Genomic DNA, 18,114 nt, shown 5'->3' with positions numbered 1-18,114 from the left:
AGTCTGGAGGGGGCTTCTTTATGCCAAGTCCGTGATTTTCTCGATTGCTTTGTGCACACGACGTTCTTTGGTTTCTGGGGCCTTAGCTTCCGAAACAGATCTCGCGTATTCGCGTCGATGAGAGTAGCTCAACTTGGTGAACACTTCGGTGAGGTTGTGCTGTTCTAGAGCAGAAGCTAGCTCTGGTGGAATATCAACTTCTCGGTATCCGGCATCAAGCTCGAGATCGACGGTCACTGTTTCCCCAGAAGAAACACCCGCTGCTGTTCGTTCTTTCAGAGGAAAGACCACTCTGCATTCTCCGGCCACACCAACTGCCGTGCTTCGGTAAGTGTGGCTATTGATGGTAACTTTCACGGGGGCGCGTTTATTGGTTCCCAACTCGGCGAGTACCCAGTCTGGAATCAAAAGTGAAGCGTGGTTTCCTTCGCCGAGAATCTCGGTTGTGTAGCGAACACCCATCACGATTCCTTGAGAGTAGTTAGCTCAGCTCTGTGAGAACTGCATCAATGATGGCAAGACCTTCACGAGCTTCGTCTTCGGTGACCACGCAGGGTGGCACAACGTGGAGTCGGTTATCTGCCATGAAGGGCAAGAGCTTGTGAGCAAGCAGAGCAGCCTTGAGCTTGCCCATCCAGGCAGCGTCAACGGGTTCTTTAGTGTCGCGGTTGGTGACGAACTCTACGGCCCAGAACACACCTGAACCTCGAACATCTCCAATGACGCTGTGCTTGTCCTTGAGTGCGTTGAGGCCTGGTCCAAGAACGGTCGCACCGATGTGCTTGGAGTTCTCGACGACCTTCTCTTCTTCCATGGCTTCAATCGTGGCCACGATGCTCGCCATGGCCAGAGGGTGGCCAGAGTATGTAAGTCCACCGGGGAAGACGCGCTCGTCGAAGGCGTGAGCAATCTCATTGTTGATGATCACACCACCGGCGGGGATGTAACCGGAGTTGACACCCTTGGCGAAAGTGATGAGGTCAGGAACCACATCGAAGGCGTTGAAGGCGAACCATTCACCAGTGCGACCAAAGCCAGCCATGACCTCATCCAAGATGAGAACAATGCCGTACTTATCAGCCAGGGCACGAACACCCTTGAGGTAGCCAGGTGGGGGAGTGAGAATGCCTGCTGTGCCTGGAACGGATTCAATCAGGAAGGCAGCAATGCTTGCAGGGCCTTCTGCTTGAATGGTGCGCTCGAGGAAGTGCAGTGCGCGCTCTGATTCTTGTTCTGGGGTGGTTGCCCAGTATTCGGAGCGGTAGAGATAGGGGCCAAAGACGTGCTTGTGACCGCGTGAGTATTCGTTCGGAATACGGCGCCAGTCACCAGTGGACACAATCGCAGCACCAGTGTTGCCGTGATACGAGCGGTAGAACGAGATGACCTTGTCACGGCCGGTGTGCAGACGAGCCATGCGGATAGCGTTCTCGTTGGCATCAGCACCACCGTTGGTGAAGAACACCTTCTCGAAACCAGCAGGAGCGTGGGAGAGGATCTTCTGCGCAGCGAGAGCACGCATGTTGTTGGCGTGAGCTGGTGCCACGGTGGTCAGCACATCAGCTTGCGCCTTGATGGCCTCAATCACCTTGGGGTGCTGGTGGCCTATGTTGACATTGACCAACATCGAAGAGAAGTCGAGGTAGGTATTGCCTTCATAGTCCCAGATGCGCGCACCCTTTCCGCTGGCAATCACAAAGGGGGCAAGAGTGCCCTGTGCTGACCAGGAGTGGAAGACGTTGCTGGTGTCTGCTTCGCGGACTGATGCGTTGTCTGCAGGGTGAAGTAGGGGTGAATCGGACATCGATGTCTCCATCTATACGTAAGCGAACTTCACCAGCCTACGACCTCTTCGTTTGGAGCGTTATGATAATTTGATACCAAAGTGGTATCATTTTCTCATGGCAATGACATTGCGTCTGACAGACGAGCAAGAAGCGCATCTAGCGGCACTTTCCGAGCGCGAAGGTGTGAGTAAACAGCAGGCTGTTGTGATGGCAATTGATGAGGCCTACTCGCGTCGTGTTCACAGGGCAAAGCTGGATTCTGCAATCGACATTGTTTTGGACCGTTATGCCGACGCGCTTGAGCGTCTTGGTAAATGATCGAAGTTATATACCTCAGTACCGAGGACTTACTTCATCTTGCGGCGCGTATCGGAGTTCTCGATGTGAGAGATATGGGTCTACTCGATTCAGCTGCGATGCGCCCACAGTCAGTTGTTTTCGGGACTGAGTCTTATCCGATGCTGGCCGATAAGGCAGCAGCATTGATGGAATCGATTGTGGGCAATCATCCACTTGTAGACGGCAATAAAAGATTAGGTCTTGCTGCAGTTTCGCTGTTCTATGAAATGAATGCTGTCCCGCTCAGAATCACTAATGATCAAGCGTATGAGTTCACAATCAAAGTTGCTTCTGGCGAAGCCAAATACAAAGAAATTGCTCAACAGCTCGCAGAGTGGACAAACTCCCCCCGTTAGCCGAAGCTAATTCACATACACACAACATCTTTCGTAGGTGAGAATGGGATTGTGGAAAAGACAGTGACGTGGAAAGAAGACGTCCTCGGTGACGGCTTCGTTCAAGCAACGCTGGAGCTCACTCCAGATTCTGAAGGACCCGTTGTTGCCACGATTGTGAAAGCTCCAGCTCCACAGCAGCCCGGCTTTCTCGACAGACTTCTCGGGCGATCCGCTCAGGTTGCCGCCAACACTGATGTGCTGTACATCCATGGTTGGTCTGACTATTTCTTCCAAAAGAACTTGGCCGACTACTGGCGCTCTCAGGGCGCACAGTTTTATGCCCTCGATTTGCGCAAATACGGCCGCAGTATTCGTCCCGGCCAGTCCGAGGGTTTCATTGAAAACCTTGCTGACTACGACGAAGACATCGAGGCAGCGCTCGAAGTGATGGGCCACGGCTCCAAGAAGTCAGGCGCCAACGACAAAGCTTTGGAAGGTCGCAAGCTCGTTGTGATGGGCCATTCCACTGGCGGACTCATCTTTAGCCTGTGGGCAAACCGCTACCCCGACCGGGCTGATGCCGTCGTGCTCAACAGCCCCTGGTTGGAGTATCAACTCACTGCTGCAGCGCGTGCACTGGTGGCGCCCGTGCTTCGCGCAGGAACAAAGATTAACCCCAAGTCCAAGATGCCCAGCATTGACTTTGGTTTTTACTCCCGCACGGTGGATAAGAACAAAGACGGCGAATGGGAGTTCAACTACGACTGGCGCCCTGAGCATGGATTCCCCGTTCGTCCCGCCTGGCTCAATGCCATATTGACTGGTCATGCACAGGTTGCTGCTGGACTGGATATTCCTGTGCCCGTGTTCACGTGGCTTTCCACCAGAAGCCTGCTCGTGCCCAGATGGAGTCCGGACATGATGAAAGCAGATGTCGCCATTGATGTGAACATCGTGGCGGCACGTGTGCATCAACTAGGCAAGCTCGTCACTCTTTCACGGATTGAGAACGCCATGCACGACGTGGTGCTTTCTGCGCGCCCGGTGCGCAATCATGCATTCGATGAACTGACTCGCTGGCTTAAGGCATACCTTTAGAACTATGGACGCATTCGCAGACCCAACCCTTCTCGTTCCCACCACGGCAGGCATTGTTCGCGGATCCCGCGATGGCAATGCTCACCGCTGGCTCGGCATTCCCTATGCCACCCCTCCTGTGGGAGAACTGCGACTGAAGGCCCCGCTTCCTGTTCAGCCATGGACTGGTGTGCGAGACGCTCTGGAGTTCGGCAGCGCAGCTCCTCAAGAACCCACCAAGGTCATTCCACTTCCTGTGGGCGTCGAGATCAACGAAGACTGCCTCAACCTCAACGTGTGGGCTCCGCCCCGCGCCGAAGGTGACACTCGACAGCGTCCCGTGATGTTCTGGATTCACGGCGGAGCCTATTTCATCGGCTTCTCTGCCCAGCCTGTCTATAACGGACGTGCGCTCGCCGAAACTGGTGACGTTATTGTTGTCACCATCAACTACCGCCTTGGTGCTCTGGGTTTCCTCGACTTCACCTCGTTCAGTGATCCTGCAGATCCGTTCGATTCCAACCTGGGCATGCGCGACATTCTGCTTGCCCTGAACTGGGTCAAAGAGAACATTGCTGCCTTCGGTGGCAACCCCGACGATGTCACCATCTTTGGTGAATCTGCCGGGGCGGGTTGTGTCACCACATTGATGACCATGCCCTCGGCGGAAGGGCTCTTCCACCGCGCTATTGCTGAGAGCTCTCCAGCAACGAGTGTGTACAAGCCAGAGCGTGCGGCTCTTGTCGCGAAGGCATACCTCGACCTCATCGGGGTTGAGGCGAAAGATGCAGCTCAGCGCCTGCGTGAAATAGACGCGGTGACACTGGCTCAGCAAACCACGCACCTACTTGACTACGTGGCCACCACCTGGCCGGGCACCGTGGCCTTTGCGCCCATTGTGGATGGCGACTTAATTCCGGGTTATCCGGTTGCGGCATTCCGCGCCGGCAAGCAGATTAAGGTTCCGCTGATTATTGGAACCAACCATGACGAGGCAGCCCTCTTCAAGATGATGAAGTCACCTCTGATGCCCATCAGTGAATCTTCCATCAATGAAATGTTTGAGCTTGTTGCCAAAGATAACCCCAAGCTCAAAGATCTCGAGCCCGGCATCATCGCCGAGTATCCGGATTTCCCCAAGCAAAAGGGAGGCATGGAAATTGCCCGCGATGCGGGTTTCCGCATGCCTTCCATTTGGGTGGCCGAAGCACATTCCAAGGTGGCACCCACTTGGATGTATCGCTTCGACCAGGCACCACCCCTGATGAAGTTGCTGGGAATCGGTGCAAGCCATGCAACCGAACTTCCTTACGTCTTTGGCACTTTGCCCGACAAGCTCTCAGAAAAGAAGGCACTGCAGTTCCGTTTGGGCGGGCTCAAGGAAGCCAAGCAGATTTCACGCCGCATGATGGCGCGCTGGTTGAGCTTCGCCCGAACAGCTGACCCCGTGACGGTGGATTCAGAAACGGGACAGGATCTTGCTTGGCCACGTTATGACGAGAAGACGCGAAGCACCCTGATTATCAATGGCACCGACACCATTGAGAATGACCCTGATGGTGACATTCGTAAAGCCTGGGGCGAAGAAGTCCTTGGGTTTAAGTAACTAGTTCACGGGCAGGGGAGTGGGAGATTTTGTCACTCCGAATGCGAAGGATGTTTCTATCGACGCAATTCCCGGCAGAGTTCGGACATCGTCCCGAATGAATTCTTCAAACTCGGTGAGGTCTTTCACCATCACTTTGAGCAGATAATCGGCACCGCCTGACATTAGATATGCCTCAACGATGCGGGCAACGCCGCGGATGCGCTCTTCCAAATCAGCAACAACATCTGCACTGTGTGAATTCATTGTGATGCGGACAAAGGCCGTCACGTCGAGATCTACTGCACGGGAACTAATGCGTGCGGTGTATCCGGTGATGACACCACTTTCTTCGAGCTGTCTTACGCGGCGTAAGCAAGGCGAGGGGGAAAGCCCAACCCGGTCTGCAAGATCTTGGTTGCTCAAGCGGCCATCTAGCTGAAGTTCCCACAAAATCTGCTTATCTATGCTGTCCATAAAGATATATTGGCAGATTATTGCTTAAATTGCCTCTGTTGCGCGATAAATGGCAATCGCCTGCTTCGCGTTTTTGCTTAGCGTTGAGGCATGAAGACAACACGGATGAAGTGGGGATATCTCGCAATGGGGGCGGTAGTTCTCATTTGGTCAACTTTTGCCTTGAGCATTCGTGCTGCTGGCAATACGTCTCTCACTCCGGGAGATGTTGCCCTGTTGAGGTTCGGCGTTCCCTCACTCCTCCTCATCCCGGTCATTCCGAAGACAATCCGCATCATGCGTCGCCAGCCCTGGTACTGGACAGTGCTCATTGCCATCGGTGGCGGGTTCCCCTTCCTCATGCTGGTTCAGCTAGGAGGCGCGGCGACTTCTGCTGCACTGGTGGGAACAATTCCACCCGGAACGATCCCGGTCTTTATTACGATCTTCGGGGCAGTTCTCGGCACGCATTTCGCCACGGCCAGGTGGTTCGGCATAGCGTGTATTGCGGCGGGGGTCGTCGTGGCGATGCAGGGTAGCGGAGCTGCACATCTTGCGGGAGTGGGATTGCTTCTCACGGCCGGAGCACTGTGGTCTCTCTATGTTTTGGCGGTTTCTAAAACGAGTTATCGACCACTCGACATTGTTGTCTTGTTGGCAGTGCCTTCCAGTGTGATGTCTGGCGTCTTCATCGAAACGGGACTGCTTCACACGACCCTCTTCACCGGCGGTGCAGTCCTCTCAGAGATGTTGACCTACGCAGTGCTCCAAGGTGTTGTTATTGGGATCATTTCTACGCTGCTGTATTCATTCGCCATCACGAACCTCGGTGCCAGTCGCGCGGCACTGATGGGAAGCGTCAGTCCCGTGCTCACAACGTTGGGTGCCATTCCCCTTTTGGGTGAAACCCCTTCAATGATCACCGTGATCTGCTTGGTTTTGGTTTCTGCCGGGGCGCTGACGGCAAATCTCTGGGGAACTGCTGTGCCGTTAACGCACACGCGCAGCCGGCTAGGAGCCAGGCTGCGCGTGAAGAATGCGATTGTTTAGCGGAAGTTCACAAACTGCAGAGCTACCGGAAGGTCTGCTCCCTTGAGCAGCGCCATGGTCTCCTGCAAGTCGTCACGACTCTTGGAAGAGACACGCACCTCGTCACCCTGGATCTGAGACTTGACCGATTTGGGGCCTTCGTCACGAATGAGCTTGGTGACCTTCTTGGCGTTTTCCTGATCGATGCCCTCTTTCATCTTGGCTTCGATGCGGAATTCCTTACCGGAAGGGAATGGGTCTCCGGCGTCGAGGCTGCGCAGCGAGATGCCGCGTTTGATCAGCTTCGCTTCGAAAACTTCGAGGATTGCCTTCACGCGCTCTTCCGAGTTGGCTTTCATGAGGATCTTCTCGCCGCTCCACTCGATGGAGGCGCCAACGTTCTTGAAGTCGTAACGTTGCTCGACCTCTTTGATCGCCTGGTTGAGGGCGTTATCGGTCTCCATTTTGTCGACCTTGCTTACTACGTCAAATGATGAATCAGCCATGAGTCCATGTTATCCAGCCCGTCCTCGGCTGATTGTCAGCCGGGGCTTAGAGAATGGATATAGATGGCATCTAAGAAAGTAAGACGGAACCGCACACTCATGGTGATTGCGGTGCTTGGTCTTGCCACGTGGGGATTTGTTGCTTGTAGCACTGGGGGAACAACAGCAGGTGACGAAGGCCCATTCGCTCCGGTCCTGGCCACCCCACCTCACGTTGAAGGTCTTACTCTCGACCAACTTGCTCACACTGCAATCGCAGAACTTCCAGACCCCACGTGGGTGAAACAAACAGCACAGCAGACAGGCATTCCTGAGCGTGCACTTACCGCTTATGCCGGTGTGGCGATTGGTCTTTCTGTTGTCGACCCCGAGTGTCACCTGTCGTGGAACACTCTCGCCGGAATTGGCTGGGTGGAATCCCACCATGGCGCCATCTTCGGCGGAAAGATTCTGCCCGATGGCAACATGTCTGAGCCCATCTACGGCATTCCCCTTGATGGGAAGAATGACACCAAGGCAATGCCTGACTTCGATGACGGAAACTTCGATGGAACCGCGGAGTTTGACCGGGCGGTGGGACCCATGCAGATTGTTCCACCGACTTGGGCTGCCTGGCACAATGACGGCAACAACGACGGCAATGAAGACGGACAGAATATCGACGACGCCGCTTTAGCTGCGGGTCGCTACCTCTGCTACTCGGGAGGAGACCTCTCCACTCCACAAGGTTGGCAGGATGCTGTCTTTGGATATAACCAGGTGCCGAAGTACATGCAGGACGTTGCAAACAAGGCAAATGAATACGCCAGCAAGGTTCCTACTGCCAGCTAACCGGAAGACGATTTTCAACTATCGCCTTGCCCCGGTATTGTTGAAAAGCACTCATGAGAAATCGTGGGTTCCGAAAGGCGAGTTACCCTAGCGGCCAAAGGGATCTGACTGTAAATCAGACGGCTCAGCCTTCGGGGGTTCGAATCCCTCACTCGCCACTTTCGGAAAATGACCCCCATTCGGGGGTCATTTTTTCTTTCCCCCTGGGTCTTTGGTGACGTGAGCTAGCGTTTGACGTGAACTGATTGGAACGACCATTTCAGTTTTCAACGCTGCACTCTAACTGACTTGGTCATGTTGATTACAGGTTGGAAACACTTTCCGGTTTCACAGAATAATCTACTCAAGCAACAATGTTTCAGCTGTAGGCCACAAGCAAGGTCACAAGAGTCTTATATTCTGACGCTGTTACAGTGCTCGCCGAAGCAGAATAAGTGCCGTTCCTATCATTGCCAGGGCCAGAGAAGAGAAAAGAACCCCCAGCCCATTCGTTCCCGTATCAGCAAGTTCTGCAGCAGGAGTTGGTGTGGCCACCGATTCCCATTGTGCGAAGAGCGAGAGATCACTAGTGGGAGTCAAATTTGCGCCTGAGGAATAGTTCGTTCCTGTTCCATCTGCAGAGGTATTCCATCCGGTGAAGTTGTAGCCACTACGGATGAGAGAACTTCCTGAAGGAAGGGTTAGTGCCGGGCCAACAGTTGAGTAGGTAGTAGTACTTTCAGAGCCACTGCCACCGTTTGCTGAAAAACTTACGGCGTAAGAACTTGAAGAGTTATTCGCTTGCACAATTGTGTTTGAACCGTTGTTGCGAGTCCACGTGAGATACACGTTGCCCCGTCCATCAATTCCAAGTTGAGGCTCTGCCGCATTGCCACCAACTACAGAAAGATCAACTGCTGGTCCCCAGCTACCGTTGGCTAATTTGCTGGAAGTTTGAATGATGTAATGAGTGCCATTTGAGCGGCTCCAGACTGCTGTGACCTTTCCAGTTGTGTCACTTTTTAGCTGTCCCTTGGTTGTGCCGTTTTGACTTGAATCAGATAGGGCAGAGGGAGAAGTCCATGAACCGTTGACTGTTTTAGAGGCAGAGTAAACAACATATTTGCCTGAGATAATTGATGCCCACAACGCGCTGAGATTCCCCAAAGGGTCACTTACAATTTTCGGCTCACTTGCGTTAGCTAGCGGTGTCGAAATATCTGTTGGAGAACTCCAAGTTCCCCCGGCAGACTTCGAGGCAGTTTGTACAGTGCTTCCCCGTACCCAGGCTGCATAAATGTTTCCATTTGCATCCTTAGTCAAGGTTGGCAGGATTGCATTTGCCCCAGCGGCGCTAACGTCAGAAATTGTCTCCCAACTTCCTCCAACGGTCAGAGTGGTTGACTGAATGATTTGGTTTCGACTCCACATTGCAGTGAAGTTTCCTAACGAGTCGCTCATTATCTGGGGGCCGGATGCGTTACTTCCAGGAAGAGAGAGTTCTGTAGCAGCACCCCAGCTTCCTCCCCAGGGCTTAATTGCCACCTGAGTTTTGCCATCTTGAATCCAAATGGCTGCGAGATTTCCGTTGGGGTCGGCTGTGACGGATGCGGAGTGAGTGTTGGATGTAGGACCAACGGTTAGGTCTGTAACTGCACTCCAACTGCCGCCAGCTGGTTTGTAGGCTGTTTGAATAGTGTCGTTTCTATACCAAATGGCAGTTACATTACCTGCGGCATCGGTGGTGATCTTGGGCTCCCAAGCATCCGCACCGGCGGCAGAAAGCGTGGACACCGCACTCCAGGCGCCACCAAGAGTCTTACTTGCCGATTGAACAAGAAAGTTGCTTCCGTTGTAGCGATACCAAACAACGGTTGTGTTTCCATTGGGATCTGTCGCGACCTGGGGCTCATAGGAGCTACCGCCGGTTGAAGATATGTCGGTTGGAGTGCTCCACGAGGTGGTTGATGCACTCGCGCTCAAAGGGAACAGAACGATTAAGGCTACGGAAGCGAAAACCACAGAGGCTTTGCGGCGAATATTTTGAACCGTTGGGATTCTCAAGCTCATTTGTAACTCCAATTATATTGGACAGATGAAACGACCATACCCAATACAATTGGGATAATGCAATTGACCAACTCCCAAGTCATTTCAAAACCTCATTAGGCAAACATGATTCTTAACGCCCGTGTACTTTAGAAACAGATTCGCAGCGGTGAAACAAGGGGGAATATCGTGGTGAGGGCAAAGAAAGAATCGACGAGCCTATCTCCTGTCCTCAACCAGGAATACTGGACTCAATTTGGCCTTGTAGAGAGTTCCGCAACGCGAGAAAAGTTGCTTTACCTCGCATTTTCTGAGATTTCCAGGCGGGGAATTTTAGATGTCAATGCTCGTTGGCTTTGTGATTTACTCGAGTTAGACCCTTCAGCAGTCAACTATCACTTCGGTTCATTTGATGCACTGGTGGCGGAGGTTTTTGTACTTGCACATCGCCTTTGGGAAGAATCAATTTTTACAGGGGTTTCACAACCCGCTTCTTCACCAGAGGAGCGACTTCGAAATCTCCTCAATGCACAGCTGGAGCGAGCTGTAAAGTTCGGATCCGTCATCGGGTTAGCTCATTTGCCACATGTCTCTGAGAGAGTAACCGCTGAGCTCGATACCCGTCATCCGGGTGAATTGGCGAGGGTAATTACTTATGCCGTAGCAGTGACAGCAGTTCTCATTGAGGATGTGAATGTGGGTTCAATCTCTGAGATAAACCTCTCAGCTGAAGCTATCCCAACACGGTTTATCCTCGAGTCCAAACCTGACCCTGTTAGAAAAGCAGAACGTGTGCAATGGTCAATAGTTGGCCCCACTATGTGGATGACCGGGGCAGGGGCTGGTGCGAATGAAATAGCACAGGTTCCAGAAGAATATAGAGCTGAGGTTATTTGGCCTGACTTTGTGGAGTTCCTGATATCTACGGTAAATACTTGATGGACTAAACCTTTCACGCAAAATCTAACGGAACAAAAATAGCTCGATATCAAGATACTTTTGGGTAGACTGGTCAAAGATTTTTCAAGCCCTGACCTTATAAAGAATGGCAAGCACGTGAACGATTCGACCATTGTCTACACCCACACTGATGAGGCCCCTGCGCTAGCTACAGCCTCTTTCCTGCCGACTGTTCAGGCATACGCGAAGGCTGCTGACGTTTCCATCGAAACTCGCGATATTTCGCTCTCTGGTCGCATTCTCTCTGCATTCCCTGAGCGCCTCAAGGAAGACCAGAAGGTCTCCGACGCACTCAAGGAACTCGGCCAGCTGGCGACCAAGCCAGAAGCCAACATCATCAAGCTTCCCAACATCTCGGCTTCAATCCCTCAGCTCAAGGCAGCAATCGCTGAACTCCAGGCAGCAGGCTACGACGTTCCTGACTACCCCGAGGATGCTTCCACTGACGAAGAGCGCGAAGCACGTGCTCGATATGACCGCATCAAGGGCTCGGCAGTAAACCCTGTTCTCCGTGAAGGAAACAGCGACCGTCGCGCACCTCTCTCGGTGAAGGCATACGCTCGCAAGCACCCTCACGTCAACAAGCCCTTCGCAGCTGGTTCCAAGACCCGCGTTGCAACTATGGGCCACGATGACTTCTTCTCCAACGAGAAGTCAGTAGTTATTCCCGCCGCGGACACCCTCAGCATTCGTTTCACAGCTGCAGACGGTACTGAGACTGTTCTCAAGTCAGGACTTGCAGTTCTTGATGGTGAGATCGTGGACGCCACCTTCCTGTCCGCCTCTGCTCTGGACGCATTCCTGGCAGAGACTCTCAAGCAGGCCAAGGCGGACAACGTTCTCTACTCCGTCCACCTCAAGGCCACCATGATGAAGGTCAGCGATCCCATCATCTTCGGTCACGTCGTAAAGGCTTTCTTTGCAGACGTATTCGACAAGCACGGAGCTGCGCTTGAAGCTGCAGGGCTCACTCCCAACGATGGTTTGGGTTCGATCCTGGCTGGTCTGAGCGATGTTGTCGGAGGTGAGCAGATTGCTGCTGACTTCAGCGCAGCAATCGCAGCAGGTCCTCGCCTGAGCTATACCAACAGCGACAAGGGCATCACCAACCTGCACGTTCCTTCCGATGTGATCGTGGACGCATCCATGCCTGCCCTCGTTCGAAACGGCGGCAAGCTGTGGGGTGTTGATGGTGGCGAAGACGACACTCTCGCAGTGATTCCAGACTCTTCCTACGCAGGTGTCTACCAGGCAACCATCGAAGACGTTATTGCAAATGGTCCTCTTGATCCTGCAACCATCGGCACCGTTCCTAACGTGGGCCTCATGGCTCAGGCAGCAGAGGAATACGGTAGCCACGACAAGACCTTCGAGATCGCTGCTGACGGCCGCGTCGACATCGTCAACTCTGCGGGAGACGTTCTCATCTCCCACAACGTGCACAAGGGAGACATTTGGCGCGCTACTCAGGCTAAGGATGTTCCTATTCGTGACTGGGTCAAGCTTGCTGTGACCCGTGCGCGCGCAAGCAAAACTCCTGCTGTCTTCTGGCTGGACGAGAAGCGTGCACACGACGCTCAGATTATTGCCAAGGTCAAGACCTACCTGAAGGATCACGACACCTCCGGTCTCACCATTGAGATCATGGCTCCCGCCGAGGCAACCAAGTACTCACTGGCTCGTATTCGTCAGGGCCTCGACACCATCTCTGTTACCGGCAACGTGCTCCGTGACTACAACACGGACCTGTTCCCCATCCTTGAGGTGGGCACCAGCGCCAAGATGCTCTCGATCGTTCCTCTGCTTAACGGTGGTGGCTTGTTCGAAACCGGTGCAGGTGGATCCGCTCCTAAGCACGTTCAGCAGTTGGTGGAAGAGAACTTCCTGCGCTGGGATTCACTCGGTGAATTCTTCGCACTTGCTGCCTCACTTGAGCACCTCTCCGACACCACTGGTAACAAGAAGGCACTCGTGCTTTCCACCACCCTGGACCGCGCTACCGGAACCTTCCTCGAAGAAGACCGTTCACCCGGTCGCAAGGTCGGCACCATCGACAACCGTGGCAGCCATTTCTACCTCGGCCTCTACTGGGCACAGGAATTGGCCACACAGACCGATGATGCAGAACTCGCAGCAATCTTTGCTCCGATTGCGGAAGCACTTGCTTCCCAGGAAGAGACCATCGTTGCTGAGCTCATCGCCGTTCAGGGTAAGCCTGCTGACATCGGTGGCTACTACAAGCCAGATGCTGTGAAGATCGAAAAGGTCATGCGTCCTTCCGCAACCTTGAACAAGGTCATCGACTCGATCAACTAGTAATCAGATACACAAGGAAGAACGCCTCCATGTGGGGCGTTTTTTCATGCGCCTACTTAGTGAGCAACAACCTCAGGCTTTTTGTTCAATCCGCCTCGCCAGAACAGTCCTCGTTCAATAGCCAGAACGATGAGGCAGGCAACTGCCGCAATGATGGTGGCATAGAGACGATCGTGAGAAACAGCGGTCAGCTCAGAGGGCTTGCCCGAGATCAACACCACGCCAGGGGTGAGGAACATGACGTATTCCCAGTACTTCTTGCCGGGAGCGATGCGCATGAGGAGGGCAATCTCCAAGAACACGAATGCTGTTGCATAAAAAAGGAAGTCAGGAAGTCCTGAGGCGCCCACACCGATAGCGATGAGGAAACCCAGGATAGTTCCAGCCGCTCGCTGAATTGCTCTGCTTGTGCTCTGACCTGCATAGGGATAGATCAAAATAATCACGATGGTGAGAGTGAGCCACACACCAATTTGTTCGTGGCGATAGATCGAGGTGAAATATCCGGACACTGCCAGCAGCACTCCGAGGTTCACGGCGTACATCACGTTGACCTTGGTCGGGTAAACCGTGGTCTCTTTCTGGCGAGGTTCCTTCACCAGAATCATGGTGAGCAGCGCAGCGAGAATCAATGACCCCATCGCAATTCCACTGGTGAGCAAGGCATTGGGGAGTGCACCAGAGGCAACCTTGGGCGGTTGGGCAATAACAGCAGCAGCAAAGACCGGGAACATAAAGTTCCACAACGACAGTCCCCACTTGTTGACGGCACCAAGACCTGCACCACACAGCAACATCAGTGCTGCGGATGCCCAGGGGTTCTCACTCACAAATGAGGCAGCAAAAGTGGTGACGCCTGTTGCGATAATCAGGAGCAGCATGCCGCGCCCGTGATAACCGATCATGGAAAACAGTCCACCCATGGCGGCAAGCATGGCCAACGAAGCGGCTGTTGGCCATCCCACAAAGACCACCAGAATTGTGGGCACGAGCATAAACACGATGGAAGAAAAGAACATGATGTTTGCTTTGAGCGCTGGTCTAACCATGGGCTAAGTCAATCAGAAGCCGGCATGGTTGGGGAATTCGTTTAATACTTTGTATTCATCATTGAAAAAGAATTCCGTAGACCATTCGTTCAGTATTCACTGATACGTTGAAGGACGAACGAAACGAAGGAGTTCTCTCATGGCTGCAGGTTGCTGCACAGCACACCCCGTCACTCAAGACCACCTCGGCGCTGCACTCAGCTCTGCTGGAACAACCGTCACCGCCGCTAACCACGCTGCAGGTCTTTCGGTTGGACAAGCTGCCGAGATTCTGGTTGTGGGCATTATCGCAACGGGTAACCCCGCTGCGCCACTTGCCGAAGCGATGGCGATCTCGGGAGGCGCCATCATCGGTATTGGTGCGCTCAAAGATGTTGAGGGACTCGTTGACTCTTCCACCAAGACCGTGAAGCCTGAAGGTGTTGTTGTTCCCGGCCTCATTGAGCCCCACATGCACATCTGGACTTCACTGCTGAACCTCACCTGGACCGATGTGTCCCACGAAGTGTGTGCAACGTTCGATGATGTTGTGGCCGCGATCAAGGCCTCTGCTGCGCAGACTCCTGCCGGTCAGTTTGTCTACGCCAAGCTGTTTGACCCCAGCCTCTACCCAGGCGAGCCTGACCTCACCCTCGACATTCTTGATGCAGCTTGCCCCAACAACCCTGTTGTGGTGATGAACGCATCCATGCACTACCTCTATGCCAACTCCGCTGCATTTGCGGCAGCTGGCGTGACCTATGACACTCCAGACCCAGCAGGTGGCAACTTCGGTCGATCCAATGGAAAGTTCACTGGTGTTATCGGTGAAGCTCCCGCCATGATGATGATGCTCGGTGCTATGCCCAAGCCAACACCAGCTCAGATTGGTGCTGGCATCCTCGAAATTTTGAATGAGTGTGCCAAGCAGGGTGTTACCTCACTGCGTGAGGGTGCCACCGGCAGCCTTGCCGGAGTGAGCGAAGTGGCCATGTTGCACCAGCTCAACAGCGCCAAGCGTTTGCCCGTTCGTGTGTCTACCGCTCAGTTCGCCATCATGCAGGGTAAGACTCCTGAACAGGTTGCACAAACCTGGAAGGACGCAGGAGTCACTCCGTTCAGTGGTGACGAAATGGTTCGTGCGGATGCGTGGAAAGTCGTAGCCGACGGATCTAACCAGGGTCGTTCGGGCTACTTCATGCAGCCCTACCTGGGTGAGGACAACGGCGGTCACGGCGACTGGACCCCCGAAGGTCTCCGCGGTGCAATCCGTGCAGGTCTCAACGATGGCTGGCAGATCAACGTGCACACCAATGGTGACGCTGCGGTTGAAATGGCACTTGAAGCGATGGAAGAAATCCTTCCTGGTAGCGCTAACGCAGATCTGCGTCACTCCTTTGTTCATTTCTCCGTCACGACAGATGACCAGCTTGCCCGCACGGCTAAGGCTGGTATCTCGGCCACCTTCTTGATGAACCACGTGCTCTACTGGGGTGCTGCGTTCCGCGACACCATCCTCGGTCCAGAACGTGCAAACCGACTCGACCGCGTTGCCTCGGCACTCAAAGCCGGCATCAACGTCAGCCTGCACTCCGACTACAACGTGAGCAAGGTTCACCCACTGCTTAGCGCACAGACCGCAGTATTGCGTCGTCTGCAGGCAGATGGTTCTATTCTCAACGCAGCTGAATGCGCAACACCAGCGCAAGCGCTTGCTGCAATCACGAGAGATGCCGCCTGGCAGATCCACGCTGATGACCGTGGCTCGCTTGAAGTGGGTAAGCGTGCTGATTACGCCGTGCTGGATAGCAACCCCTGGACCTCTGACCCAGAAAGCTGGGACAAGATCGTGGTCAACGAAACCTACATCGACGGAACTCTCGCCTTCCAGGCATAGCGGGTCCGGCTAGAACACCGGCATTTCATCAAGGAGCTTTTCGGCTAGTCCGAGAAGCTCCTTGGCGTAGGTGATGGCGGTGCGTGCATCCGACGCGTCAGCAGTCGGATTATCAAAACTCGGATATTCAGAAGCATTGCGCAGTGTGCGCATCCAGCCAAAATTGTTGAGTTGCGATTTCAGGGGTGGAACCAGCTGGGCTCGGAGGGCATCCTCGACGGCGCGATGCCCACCTTTACTGGTAGCGCGAAGACCCTGATTTTCCAGAAGTGCAGCGCAGGATTTTCTCGCTGCGTCGTAGGCAATCTGAAAACTACCAGTGGGGTCTGTTGCTTGAACTTGCGTTGCGGTGTGGAGGTGAAGCCGAGCATGTTCTAGGAAGAGTTCCGCAAGCTCACGATCGGGCGATACTTTCTGGAGGTAGCCGGCCTTCACCATTGTTTCTATTTCGGTTCGTCCTTGCTTCCAGTGGGTAATCACTACTTCTCCAGATTCAACTCCAGCAAAGGTCGGCTTTTCACTGTGGTAACAAATCCATCTGTCTGGTTTGCCCAGCGTTCGGGGGTTATCACGTTGATGTTGACCTCTCGACCGACAAGTGCAGAGGCCTTGTGTGCGACCTCATAGAGGTCACCATATTCGGAGCCACCGACAATGAGCACGTCAATATCTCGGGGGCTTTCGCCACTTTCACCCAAGAATCTTGCTGCCCACGAACCATAGATATAGGCATGTTCTATGCCAGGCAGATCACTGAGTAAGCCGGGAAGGAGTGCGGCTGGTCCGTATCCGAACATAACCACGTTCCACAGGGAGGCGTAGATGGGGTGTTCTGTGTTGATGCGAACAAGACGGTTTCTGCCGACTCGACGTGCGGAGACGTAACCCCCGTCAACAAGTCGATCAACGTCGCGCAAAATGGTTGGAACGGCAACATCGCATTGGGCTGCCAATTCAGTAAGAGAAAGTTCCTTTTCTGCATCGCGCATCAGGGCAGCGAGCATTCTCCCTTGCGTATCAGAACGCAAAATAGGGGAGAGCAGAGGAGCTGAGGATTTCATAACACCTATCATAACTTAGGTTATATGAAATCCTTATGTTGGAGTGAGGTAATCTTGGAGCATGGCTGTTTCCCCCACAGAACTTCTCGACATTGCTCGCACAATTGCACTTGAAGCCGGTGAACTGATTGCACGCCGTCGCAGCGAAGGCGTTGTGGTGGCTGATACAAAGTCCAGTTCTATCGATGTGGTGACGTTCGCAGACCGCGAGTGTGAAGAGTTTGTGAAGTCCCGTCTGGCCGAGCTTCGCCCCGAGGACGGCTTCTATGGCGAAGAGGGTGGAGACTCCACAGGAACTTCAGGTCTCACCTGGATTGTTGACCCAATCGATGGCACCGTGAACTACCTCTACGGCATTCCCCAATTCGCCGTCAGTATTGCTGTGGTTGAAGGAACACCAGACCCTGGGACGTGGAAGCAGCTTGCCGGCGTGGTCTTCAACCCGATGAATGACGAGCTCTACTTCGCTTCGCTTGGTGGTGGAGCGTTCCTGACTAAGGCAGGTATGACTTCACCTCTTGCCGTCAACCAAGAGACCCTGCTCGCCCACACTCTGCTGGCAACGGGCTTTGCCTATAGTTCAGAGTTGCGAGCTGAACAGGCAGATGTTCTCACCCGCATTCTTCCTGCCGTGAGGGACATTCGCCGTGCTGGAGCAGCGTCACTGGATCTGTGTGCAGTTGCAGCAGGCCAGCTAGATGCCTACTACGAGAGAGACACCAAACCATGGGACTATGCAGCAGGTAGCCTCGTACTGCGTGAAGCAGGAGGGGTTGTGGGCGGTCTAGACGGTGCTCCAGAGGGCCGGGAAATGCTGCTTGCCACAAATACTCACCTGTTTTCTCAGATTGAAAAACTCCTGTTGAGCTAAGGAAA

General features: G+C 53.8%; 18 protein-coding genes and 1 tRNA gene. 11 read left to right on the top strand and 8 right to left on the bottom strand.

Annotated elements, in window-relative coordinates; translation table 11 throughout:
• Positions 1 to 18: 18 nt before the first annotated feature.
• Positions 19 to 462: a YdeI/OmpD-associated family protein gene (locus AURMO_RS07840; protein WP_110234633.1), complete on the bottom strand. Its 444-nt coding sequence runs from the start codon at positions 460 to 462 to the stop codon at positions 19 to 21.
• 19 nt (positions 463 to 481) lie between these two features.
• Positions 482 to 1,804 (bottom strand): aspartate aminotransferase family protein, encoded by a 1,323-nt coding sequence (locus tag AURMO_RS07835; RefSeq protein ID WP_110234632.1) that lies wholly within the window; start codon positions 1,802 to 1,804, stop codon positions 482 to 484.
• 97 nt (positions 1,805 to 1,901) lie between these two features.
• Here AURMO_RS07835 and AURMO_RS07830 point away from each other — a divergent pair, with 97 nt between their 5' ends.
• From AURMO_RS07830 to AURMO_RS07815, 4 genes are read left to right on the top strand one after another with little or no spacing between them, the layout of a single operon-like run.
• On the top strand, positions 1,902 to 2,105 hold the full coding sequence (locus AURMO_RS07830; RefSeq protein ID WP_110234631.1) for a CopG family transcriptional regulator: 204 nt from the start codon (positions 1,902 to 1,904) through the stop codon (positions 2,103 to 2,105).
• Positions 2,102 to 2,482 carry a type II toxin-antitoxin system death-on-curing family toxin gene (locus AURMO_RS07825; protein ID WP_110234630.1) on the top strand — a complete coding sequence of 127 codons (381 nt, stop codon included), beginning with the start codon at positions 2,102 to 2,104 and terminating at the stop codon, positions 2,480 to 2,482. Before AURMO_RS07830 ends, AURMO_RS07825 begins: the two co-directional genes overlap by 4 nt.
• Before the next feature lie 51 nt (positions 2,483 to 2,533).
• Positions 2,534 to 3,562, top strand: a complete 1,029-nt coding sequence (locus tag AURMO_RS07820; RefSeq protein ID WP_110234629.1) for an alpha/beta hydrolase — start codon at positions 2,534 to 2,536, stop codon at positions 3,560 to 3,562.
• 4 nt (positions 3,563 to 3,566) lie between these two features.
• Positions 3,567 to 5,147, top strand: coding sequence for a carboxylesterase/lipase family protein (locus AURMO_RS07815; protein ID WP_110234628.1), 1,581 nt, complete (start codon positions 3,567 to 3,569; stop codon positions 5,145 to 5,147).
• Here AURMO_RS07815 and AURMO_RS07810 read toward each other — a convergent pair whose 3' ends face one another.
• Positions 5,148 to 5,603 (bottom strand): Lrp/AsnC family transcriptional regulator, encoded by a 456-nt coding sequence (locus AURMO_RS07810; protein WP_110234627.1) that lies wholly within the window; start codon positions 5,601 to 5,603, stop codon positions 5,148 to 5,150.
• Between the two features lie 90 nt (positions 5,604 to 5,693).
• On the opposite strand from AURMO_RS07810, the gene AURMO_RS07805 reads away from it, so the two are divergent.
• Positions 5,694 to 6,632 carry a DMT family transporter gene (locus AURMO_RS07805; RefSeq protein ID WP_110234626.1) on the top strand — a complete coding sequence of 313 codons (939 nt, stop codon included), beginning with the start codon at positions 5,694 to 5,696 and terminating at the stop codon, positions 6,630 to 6,632.
• On the opposite strand, the gene AURMO_RS07800 is transcribed toward AURMO_RS07805, so the two are convergent.
• Entirely contained in the window at positions 6,629 to 7,117 is a 489-nt protein-coding gene (locus AURMO_RS07800) for a YajQ family cyclic di-GMP-binding protein (protein ID WP_110234625.1), read from the bottom strand. The two genes, AURMO_RS07805 and AURMO_RS07800, sit on opposite strands and share 4 nt — an antisense overlap.
• Positions 7,118 to 7,180: 63 nt before the next feature.
• On the opposite strand from AURMO_RS07800, the gene AURMO_RS07795 reads away from it, so the two are divergent.
• Positions 7,181 to 7,948, top strand: a complete 768-nt coding sequence (locus AURMO_RS07795; RefSeq protein ID WP_162532707.1) for a lysozyme family protein — start codon at positions 7,181 to 7,183, stop codon at positions 7,946 to 7,948.
• A 76-nt stretch (positions 7,949 to 8,024) separates the two neighbouring features.
• Positions 8,025 to 8,106 (top strand) — tRNA-Tyr (locus AURMO_RS07790).
• A gap of 250 nt (positions 8,107 to 8,356) precedes the next feature.
• Here AURMO_RS07790 and AURMO_RS07785 read toward each other — a convergent pair.
• Positions 8,357 to 9,997: an InlB B-repeat-containing protein gene (locus tag AURMO_RS07785; RefSeq protein ID WP_110234623.1), complete on the bottom strand. Its 1,641-nt coding sequence runs from the start codon at positions 9,995 to 9,997 to the stop codon at positions 8,357 to 8,359.
• 168 nt (positions 9,998 to 10,165) lie between these two features.
• On the opposite strand from AURMO_RS07785, the gene AURMO_RS07780 reads away from it, so the two are divergent.
• On the top strand, positions 10,166 to 10,915 hold the full coding sequence (locus AURMO_RS07780; protein WP_110234622.1) for a TetR/AcrR family transcriptional regulator: 750 nt from the start codon (positions 10,166 to 10,168) through the stop codon (positions 10,913 to 10,915).
• Between the two features lie 117 nt (positions 10,916 to 11,032).
• Complete coding sequence (locus tag AURMO_RS07775; protein WP_110234621.1) at positions 11,033 to 13,252, top strand: NADP-dependent isocitrate dehydrogenase; 2,220 nt, start codon at positions 11,033 to 11,035, stop codon at positions 13,250 to 13,252.
• Between the two features lie 56 nt (positions 13,253 to 13,308).
• Here the strand turns inward: AURMO_RS07775 and AURMO_RS07770 are convergent, their stop codons facing one another.
• The gene (locus AURMO_RS07770; protein ID WP_110234620.1) at positions 13,309 to 14,301 is read right to left on the bottom strand and encodes an FUSC family protein; all 993 of its coding nucleotides are present in this window, start codon (positions 14,299 to 14,301) and stop codon (positions 13,309 to 13,311) included.
• A 139-nt stretch (positions 14,302 to 14,440) separates the two neighbouring features.
• Between AURMO_RS07770 and AURMO_RS07765 the strand changes: the two genes are divergently transcribed.
• The gene (locus AURMO_RS07765; RefSeq protein WP_110234619.1) at positions 14,441 to 16,177 is read left to right on the top strand and encodes an amidohydrolase; all 1,737 of its coding nucleotides are present in this window, start codon (positions 14,441 to 14,443) and stop codon (positions 16,175 to 16,177) included.
• A gap of 9 nt (positions 16,178 to 16,186) precedes the next feature.
• Here AURMO_RS07765 and AURMO_RS07760 read toward each other — a convergent pair whose 3' ends face one another.
• Complete coding sequence (locus AURMO_RS07760) at positions 16,187 to 16,657, bottom strand: HEPN domain-containing protein (RefSeq protein WP_110234618.1); 471 nt, start codon at positions 16,655 to 16,657, stop codon at positions 16,187 to 16,189.
• Positions 16,657 to 17,238, bottom strand: a complete 582-nt coding sequence (locus AURMO_RS07755; RefSeq protein WP_162532706.1) for a MarR family transcriptional regulator — start codon at positions 17,236 to 17,238, stop codon at positions 16,657 to 16,659. The genes AURMO_RS07760 and AURMO_RS07755 overlap by 1 nt, the downstream gene beginning before the upstream one ends.
• 61 nt (positions 17,239 to 17,299) lie before the next feature.
• On the opposite strand from AURMO_RS07755, the gene AURMO_RS07750 reads away from it, so the two are divergent.
• Positions 17,300 to 18,109, top strand: coding sequence for an inositol monophosphatase family protein (locus AURMO_RS07750; RefSeq protein ID WP_110234616.1), 810 nt, complete (start codon positions 17,300 to 17,302; stop codon positions 18,107 to 18,109).
• The last annotated feature ends 5 nt before the right edge of the window (positions 18,110 to 18,114 follow it).

Source organism: Aurantimicrobium photophilum, from assembly GCF_003194085.1.
Classification (GTDB): Bacteria; Actinomycetota; Actinomycetes; order Actinomycetales; family Microbacteriaceae; genus Aurantimicrobium; species Aurantimicrobium photophilum.
The sequence above is the reverse complement of the archived record's forward strand: the minus strand, read 5'-3'. Positions and strand labels throughout refer to the sequence as shown.

What these genes read in the sequence shown, in the direction of transcription:
- AURMO_RS07840 (WP_110234633.1), bottom strand. Translation starts at nt 462, where the DNA reads ATGGGTGTTCGCTACACAACCGAGATTCTCGGCGAAGGAAACCACGCT.
- AURMO_RS07835 (WP_110234632.1), bottom strand. Translation starts at nt 1,804, where the DNA reads ATGTCCGATTCACCCCTACTTCACCCTGCAGACAACGCATCAGTCCGC.
- AURMO_RS07830 (WP_110234631.1), top strand. Translation starts at nt 1,902, where the DNA reads ATGGCAATGACATTGCGTCTGACAGACGAGCAAGAAGCGCATCTAGCG.
- AURMO_RS07825 (WP_110234630.1), top strand. Translation starts at nt 2,102, where the DNA reads ATGATCGAAGTTATATACCTCAGTACCGAGGACTTACTTCATCTTGCG.
- AURMO_RS07815 (WP_110234628.1), top strand. Translation starts at nt 3,567, where the DNA reads ATGGACGCATTCGCAGACCCAACCCTTCTCGTTCCCACCACGGCAGGC.
- AURMO_RS07810 (WP_110234627.1), bottom strand. Translation starts at nt 5,603, where the DNA reads ATGGACAGCATAGATAAGCAGATTTTGTGGGAACTTCAGCTAGATGGC.
- AURMO_RS07805 (WP_110234626.1), top strand. Translation starts at nt 5,694, where the DNA reads ATGAAGACAACACGGATGAAGTGGGGATATCTCGCAATGGGGGCGGTA.
- AURMO_RS07800 (WP_110234625.1), bottom strand. Translation starts at nt 7,117, where the DNA reads ATGGCTGATTCATCATTTGACGTAGTAAGCAAGGTCGACAAAATGGAG.
- AURMO_RS07795 (WP_162532707.1), top strand. Translation starts at nt 7,181, where the DNA reads ATGGCATCTAAGAAAGTAAGACGGAACCGCACACTCATGGTGATTGCG.
- AURMO_RS07785 (WP_110234623.1), bottom strand. Translation starts at nt 9,997, where the DNA reads ATGAGCTTGAGAATCCCAACGGTTCAAAATATTCGCCGCAAAGCCTCT.
- AURMO_RS07770 (WP_110234620.1), bottom strand. Translation starts at nt 14,301, where the DNA reads ATGGTTAGACCAGCGCTCAAAGCAAACATCATGTTCTTTTCTTCCATC.
- AURMO_RS07765 (WP_110234619.1), top strand. Translation starts at nt 14,441, where the DNA reads ATGGCTGCAGGTTGCTGCACAGCACACCCCGTCACTCAAGACCACCTC.
- AURMO_RS07755 (WP_162532706.1), bottom strand. Translation starts at nt 17,238, where the DNA reads ATGAAATCCTCAGCTCCTCTGCTCTCCCCTATTTTGCGTTCTGATACG.
- AURMO_RS07750 (WP_110234616.1), top strand. Translation starts at nt 17,300, where the DNA reads ATGGCTGTTTCCCCCACAGAACTTCTCGACATTGCTCGCACAATTGCA.